A 6,587-nucleotide genomic window follows, 5' to 3' on the forward strand; every position below is an offset into this window, starting at 1 on the left:
TTCGCGGCCCTGTCCCTGTCCCCGTCCACCCGTGCCACTCCACCCACGAAGGGAAACCCACCGGTGTACCAGCTCAACGCCAACGAGAACCCCTACCCGCCGCTGCCGTCGGTGCGCGCCGCGCTCGAAGAGGCCGCCGGGCGCGCCCACCGCTACCCCGACCGCTTCCACACCGAGGTGACCGCCGCCCTGGCCGCCCGCCTCGACGTCCCCGAGAGCCATGTCGTGATGGGCGCGGGCTCCTGCGGCGTGCTCCAGCACCTGCTGCACTCCCTGGTCCGCGACGGCGACGAAGTCGCCTTCGCCTGGCCCTCGTTCGAGGCCTATCCGCATCTGACGGCGATGAACCGGGGCGTGGCCGTGACGGTCCCGCTCCAGGACGAGACCCACGATCTCGACGCCCTGGCCGACGCGATCGGCCCGCGCACCAAGGTGGTCCTCGTCTGCAACCCGAACAACCCCACGAGCACCGTGGTCGGCCGCGCCGCGCTGGAACGTTTCCTCGACCGTGTCCCCGCCGAGGTGACCGTCGTCCTCGACGAGGCCTACCGGGAGTTCGTCACCGACCTCGACTCGCCCGACGGCATCGCGCTCTACCGCGACCGCCCGAACCTGGTCGTCGTCCGTACCTTCTCCAAGGCCTACGGCCTGGCCGGCCTGCGGATCGGCTACGCGGTCGCCCATGAGCCCCTCGCCGCCGTCATCCGCTCCTCCGCCACGCCCTTCGGCGTCACCGCGGCCGCCCACACCGGCGCCGTGGCCTCGCTGGCGGCCGAGGACGAGCTGCTGGAGCGCGTCGAGCTGCTGGTCAAGGAGCGGGACCGGACCGCGACCGCCCTGCGGGACCTGGGCCTGCCCGTCCCGCACAGCGAGGCGAACTTCGTGTGGCTGCCGCTGGGCGAGGACACCGAGGCCTTCGCCGCCGCGTGCACCGCCGCCGGCGTGGCCGTACGCGCCTTCCCCGGCGAGGGGATCCGGCTCACCATCGGCACTCCCGAGGCCAACACCGCCGCACTCACCGCCGCCACCTCCTTCGCCCGTACCGTCACCGTCCGCTGATCCGTACGGTCCGTTCCGTCTGCTCGTCTGCTCGTCCCGCTCCGCCTGCTCCGTCCGTTCCGCCGTCCGCCCCGAAGGGCCGGGCCCCATCGGGGTCCGGCCCTTCGAGCTGGGGGGCGAGCGGGGCCGAGCCCCGTACCACCCGGCCCTGTCCCGGCCTGCCCCTCGCCGGGCCGGGACAGGGGGGTCTTGATCAGCCCGCCGTGGCGAGCGACTTGCCGGCGCCCTCGCGCAGGTACGCGGTCAGGTCCGCGTACTTCTCGCGCAGCTTGCGCTTGAGCACCTTGCCGGTGACCCCGACGGGGAAGTCCGCCTCGGTGGCCGCGACCTCCAGCAGCCGCAGGGCCGGCTGCCCGGCCGCCGCCAGCGCCTCGTTCGCGCGCAGCAGCAGCTTCTCCGCGTCGACCTCCGCCTCCTGCGTGGTCACCACCGCGACCGGGACCACGGCCCCGTCCTCGGTGCCCGCGATCACGGCGACGTCGTCGAACTCGGGCACGTCGTTGAGCAGGACCTCCTCCATCAGCGTGGAGTACGCCGGGCCGTCGGCCGTGCGGATCTGGTCGGCGGCCCGGTCCACCAGGTAGAAGTCGCCGTTCTCGTCCTTGTACGCCATGTCGCCCGGCAGCCAGTGACCGGCCAGCTTGTAGCGGTACGTGGTGTCCGAGTCGCCCCAGTACCCCGGGGTGATGGCCGGGCCGCGGGCCGCCAGGAAGCCGACCTCGCCGACGTCCGCGTGGCTGCCGTCCTTGCGCAGCACCGCCACCTCGGCGACGCCCACCGGCTGACCGGCGCACCGGTCGTTGCGCACCGAGTCCTTGGTACGGATCTTCAGCAGCACGCCCCAGCCCAGCTCGGTGGTGCCGAGCCGGTCGAAGAACTGCGCCGACGGCAGGTGCTCGGAGCGGTGGTTCAGGGTGGCGGTGATGTGCGCCTGGTGCACGGCGTCACCGATGGACACCCACGCGTTGACGCTGTCCAGCCGGCCGCCCGCGTTCTCCAGCGCCGCCAGCTCCGCGTACGAGTGCGCGAAGGCCATCACCGCGGTCGGCCTGTGCTCGGCCACGGCCGCCGCCAGCTCCTCACCGCTGCGGTCGCTGTGCGCCACCAGCGGGGTGCCCGCGATCACCGCGTACACGGTGAAGGCGATGCAGCCCAGGTGCGACTGCGGCAGCGCGGTGAGCATCAGCGCGCCCGGCTGCTCCTTGAAGTCGACCAGCCGGAACTGCGGGCCGGCCACGATCGTGCCGTGCGTGTGGATGGTCGGCTTCGGCCGCCCGGTGGTGCCGGAGGAGTGCAGGATGACGACCGGGTCCTCCGACACGTGCTGCCAGTACTGGCCCTCGGCCAGCGTCCCGGCCGGCGGAGCCGGCAGCTCCTCCTCCTCCTGGACCCAGGCCAGCCCGTCGAGGATGTCGCTCTCGGCGCGCAGGCCGGCCAGCCGGCCGCGGTCGGCGTAGAGGCCGACGGGCGCGGTCTGCTCGATCAGCGACTCGGCGATCGGTGCGGTGGCCTTGCTGTTGATCAGGACGGCGATGGCGCCGATCTGGGCCAGGGCGTAGAAGTGCACCGAGTAGGCGAACGAGTCCTCGAACCAGACCGCGACCCGGTCCTTGGGCTGCACACCCTGCGCCAGGTACCAGGCGGACCACGCCTGTGCCAGCGCATCCACCTCGGCCAGGCTCCAGTCGTGCTGCTCGACACCGTCCAGGTCGGTGATCGGCCGGGTGGAGTGGATGAAGCGGGTCGTCGGGCTCGGGCTCCACTTGAGGGCGGACCGCAGCAGGTTGCCGCCGCCGACCGTGGTGTCGGCAGCCAGCGCCGCCCGCTGCGCGGGGTCCAGAACGGTCGGAGCAAAGCCCGTACGGGAGTCGGTCATGTCGTGCCTCTCTCGGGTGAGGGGAAGGGCGCCCCGTCGGGGACGCGAGGCTGTTCTTGATCTGCGGCTCCGCCGCGTGGCGCGACCGGCCACGGCCGGCCCGCGGTGCGGAGCGGTGGAAAGCAGCCCCAGGGGTGCGGGGCCGTACGTCACACGTTGGCGAAGATCCGCGCACACAGCTCGCGGTAGTTGTCCAGCTCGGCGCCGAGGGCGCCCCGGACCTTGCCCATGAGCGCGGCGAAGTCCTCCTCCGACCCGTCCTTGACGGTGTCGGCCAGCCGGCGGGCAGCCTCCGCGAGAGCGGACCTGGCGTCGACGGCCTGCGGATTGGCCGCCTGCACGTCCCAGTACACCTCCGGCGTGCCGGAGGACACCCGGGCCAGCAGCGAGGCCAGCGTCTTGTGCGGCGGCGGCGCGATCCGCGCCACCTCCTCCACGTCGGTGCCCATCTTCGACAGGGCCAGCCCGAACGACAGCACGGTGGCGTGGGTCAGCGCCTGCGACACGGCCGTCAGCCGGTCGTGCTCGGCGGCCTCGACCCGGACGATCCGGCCGCCCCACGACTCCACCAGCTTCAGCAGCTCGGCGGTCAGCGGCCCGTCGAACGCCACCGACGCCGCGACCACCCGGCCCTCGAAGCCGAGCGCCGGGGCGAACATGGGATTCAGGCCCACGGCCTCCACCCCGTGCAGGTGCGCCCGGAACTCCTCGTCCACCCGCTGCTTCACCGACAGCGTGTCCACCAGCAGGGCACCCGGCCGCAGCGCGGCCGCCACCCCCTTGACGGCGGCCAGCGCCACCGGCTCGGGAACCGCCAGGACGACCATGTCGGCCTTGCCCAGCTCCCTCGCCAGCTGCGGCGAGACGTCGGTGATGTCACCGTGGATGCGGCGGGCACCGCCCGGGGCGGGCGTGCCCGCCCCGGCCGGGTCCACCACGACGATCTGGATCCCGCTGCCCAGCAGCCGTTCGGTGAACAGCCGCCCCACCGCACCCTGACCGCCGACGATCACCGCACGGCGGATCACGCCGTGCTCCCGGCGGGCTGCAGGGCGGTGCTGACGACCGCCTGGACCATGGCACGGGACTTGACCACCGTCTCCTCGAACTCCTCGTCCGGGTCGGAGAGCGCGATCACGGCGCCGCCCACCCCGAACGTGACCCGGTCCTCGGTGGCGACCAGCGTGCGGATGACGATGTTCAGGTCGGCCGCGCCGCCCAGCGAGAACCAGCCGAGCGAACCGGAGTAGACACCGCGGGCGCCCTCCTCCAGCCGGTCGATGATCTCCATCGTGCGGACCTTCGGCGCCCCGGTCATCGAGCCGCCCGGGAAGGCCGCCCGGACCGCGGAGACCGCGGACTCGCCGTCGCGCAGGGTGCCGCGGATCGTCGACACCAGCTGGTGCACCGGCGCGTACGTCTCCACGTCGAAGAGCTTGGGCACGTGGACCGAACCGACCTCGGAGACGATGTTGAGGTCGTTGCGGATCAGATCCACGATCATCAGGTTCTCGGCCCGGTCCTTCTCGTTGTCGAGCAGGTCCTGCCGCAGCGCCTCGTCCTCCGCCGGCGTGGCACCGCGCGGCCGGGTGCCCTTGATCGGCTTGGACTCGGCGGTCCGGTCGGTGCCGACCGTCATGAACCGCTCCGGGGAGGCGCTCAGCACGGCGACCCCGGGGAAGTCCAGCAGCGCGCCGTACGGGACGGGGCTGATCCGGCGCAGCTCCGCGAACGTCTCCAGCGGGTCGAGCCGCGCCTGCATGGTGACCTGGTTGGTCAGGCAGACCTCGTAGCTCTCACCGTCGTGGATCTCCTGGTGGATCTCGGCGATCCGGCTCAGGTAGCCCTCGCGGTCGTGCCGCAGGGAGACCAGCCCGGTCAGCGCCGGGTCGGTCATCCCGGTGGTGGCGAACGTCCGCGGGCCGCCCTCCGCCACGGCCGCGGCCGGGCCGAGCGCACGCAGCCGGGCCGCCGTACGGTCCAGCCAGCCGCGGGTCTCCCGGGCGGACCCGGCGTCCCCGTCGGCGGACAGCGCCAGCAGGTACGTGGCGCCCTCGGCGTGGTCGAAGGCCACCATCCGGTCCGCGAACAGCAGCGCGGCGTCGGGGGTGTCGGCCTTGTGCGCCTCCTGCCCCGAGCTGTCGGCCTTCAGTTCGTAGCCGAGATATCCCACGTAACCGAGGTTGAATTCGAAGGGCAGGCCCTCGGGCACCGGAATGCGGCGCTTGGCCAACTGGTCCTCGAGATACGTGAACACGCTCTGCGCGACGAGTTCGTCACGGCCCCCCGGCCGGTGCACCCGGACGGTGCGCTCCAGTACCTGGTAGGTGAGGTATTCCGAGAGCGGGCCGGTGCCGTCGCCCATGAAGGAGAAACGCGACAGGCCCTCGATGACGCTGCTGCTGTCGAGCCAGAATCCGTGGTCGTTGCCGGCGAACAGCTCGCGGTAGACGGTTTCGGCGTCGGGCAGCAGGCCCAGCTTCTCCACGTGCACCCGGTACGCGCCCGTACGGTCCGCCGCGGTCTGCCCGGCGGGCCGGGCGGCGTAGGCGAGGGCCTGGTCACGGAAGTTGGCGAGCAGCTCGCGGCCGTACTCGCTGCTGATGGACTCGGGGTGGAACTGCACGCCCCACACCGGCAGCGAGCGGTGGCGCACCGCCATGACCACGCCGTCGGCGGTCCAGGCGGTCGGCTCCAGCTCCTCGGGGAGCTCGATGGCGGCCAGGGAGTGGTAGCGGACCACGTCGTAGGGCGAGGGGATCCCGGCGAAGAGTTCGCTTCCGTCGTGCGTGATCGAGGAGATCCGGCCGTGCATGGGCAGCGGGGCGTGCCCCACCGCGCCGCCGAAGAGGTGGCAGATGCCCTGGTGGCCCAGGCAGACGCCGAGCACCGGCAGGCCGCTGTCCAGGATGGCGCGGCGGCTGATGCCGAAGTCCCGTTCGCGCTCGGGCCGGCCGGGGCCGGGGGAGACGACGATGGCGTCGTAGTCCGCCATGTCGAGCGTCGACCAGTCGGTCTCGTGCGGGACCACGACCGGCGGGACACCGTTGACCTCGCCCAGCAGTTGGTAGAGGTTGTAGGTGAAGGAGTCGTGATTGTCGATCAGCAGGGTCCTCATACCGCGCTCCCGGTGACGGTGGAGGGGGAGGCACCGGCCGGGCCGTCGGCCCGGCTCCCCGCGATGACGAGGTCCTCGACCCGGCAGGTCTCCTCGATGACCAGGTCGTAGAGCCGGCGAAGGAATACGAGGTCGATGCCGTGCTCGGTCCCGAACGCCGCGGCCCTTTCCTGGACCAGCCCGATGCGGTGCGGCTGCATCATGGGGATTCCCTGGTCCTTCTTCACGCGGGCGATCTCCACACAGATCTCGATCCGGGCCCGCAATTCTTCGAGAAGCCGCTCGTCGATCCGGTCCAGCCGCGCGCGCAACTCGTCTATATCGGCAGTGGCTTGCGCCGTGCCATTCATGACCCCTACCTCCCCGGTCTCTCCGGCTCACGGAATTCGGTTCACGCAAGCACTCTCGCCCGGCGGGGGCGGCGCGGAGAAGGGACGCCAAGGCTCGCGAATGCGCACTGCGCATTCGCGAGCCGAGGGGAGGGGCGGCCGTGAGGGAGCGGCCGGGGGCCGGGCGCAGGCCTCCGCGCTGTAC

Annotated in this window: 5 protein-coding genes; 1 reads left to right on the forward strand and 4 read right to left on the reverse strand. The window is 72.3% G+C overall.

The features are described 5' to 3' along the window. Positions 1-15 precede the first annotated feature (15 nt). Entirely contained in the window at positions 16-1,059 is a 1,044-nt protein-coding gene (locus EF918_RS12635) for a histidinol-phosphate transaminase (RefSeq protein ID WP_260610120.1), read from the forward strand. Between the two features lie 193 nt (positions 1,060-1,252). On the opposite strand, the gene EF918_RS12640 is transcribed toward EF918_RS12635, so the two are convergent. The 4 genes from EF918_RS12640 to EF918_RS12655 all read right to left on the reverse strand — a co-directional run bounded on the left by EF918_RS12640 (position 1,253) and on the right by EF918_RS12655 (position 6,403). Next, positions 1,253-2,935, reverse strand: coding sequence for a class I adenylate-forming enzyme family protein (locus tag EF918_RS12640; protein WP_125644890.1), 1,683 nt, complete (start codon positions 2,933-2,935; stop codon positions 1,253-1,255). A gap of 149 nt (positions 2,936-3,084) precedes the next feature. Beyond that, positions 3,085-3,963, reverse strand: coding sequence for a prephenate dehydrogenase (locus EF918_RS12645; RefSeq protein ID WP_125644892.1), 879 nt, complete (start codon positions 3,961-3,963; stop codon positions 3,085-3,087). Next, positions 3,960-6,053 (reverse strand): aminodeoxychorismate synthase component I, encoded by a 2,094-nt coding sequence (pabB, locus tag EF918_RS12650; protein WP_125644894.1) that lies wholly within the window; start codon positions 6,051-6,053, stop codon positions 3,960-3,962. The genes EF918_RS12645 and pabB overlap by 4 nt, the downstream gene beginning before the upstream one ends. Then, positions 6,050-6,403 (reverse strand): chorismate mutase family protein, encoded by a 354-nt coding sequence (locus EF918_RS12655; protein WP_125644896.1) that lies wholly within the window; start codon positions 6,401-6,403, stop codon positions 6,050-6,052. Before EF918_RS12655 ends, pabB begins: the two co-directional genes overlap by 4 nt. Positions 6,404-6,587 lie beyond the last annotated feature (184 nt).

The organism is Streptomyces sp. WAC06614, assembly GCF_003949795.1.
In the GTDB taxonomy this organism is placed as follows: domain Bacteria; phylum Actinomycetota; class Actinomycetes; order Streptomycetales; family Streptomycetaceae; genus Streptomyces.

Bases quoted from the DNA above. Each gene is read 5' to 3' on its own strand.
- EF918_RS12640 (WP_125644890.1), bottom strand. From the start codon at position 2,935: ATGACCGACTCCCGTACGGGCTTTGCTCCGACCGTTCTGGACCCCGCG.
- pabB (WP_125644894.1), bottom strand. From the start codon at position 6,053: ATGAGGACCCTGCTGATCGACAATCACGACTCCTTCACCTACAACCTC.
- EF918_RS12655 (WP_125644896.1), bottom strand. From the start codon at position 6,403: ATGAATGGCACGGCGCAAGCCACTGCCGATATAGACGAGTTGCGCGCG.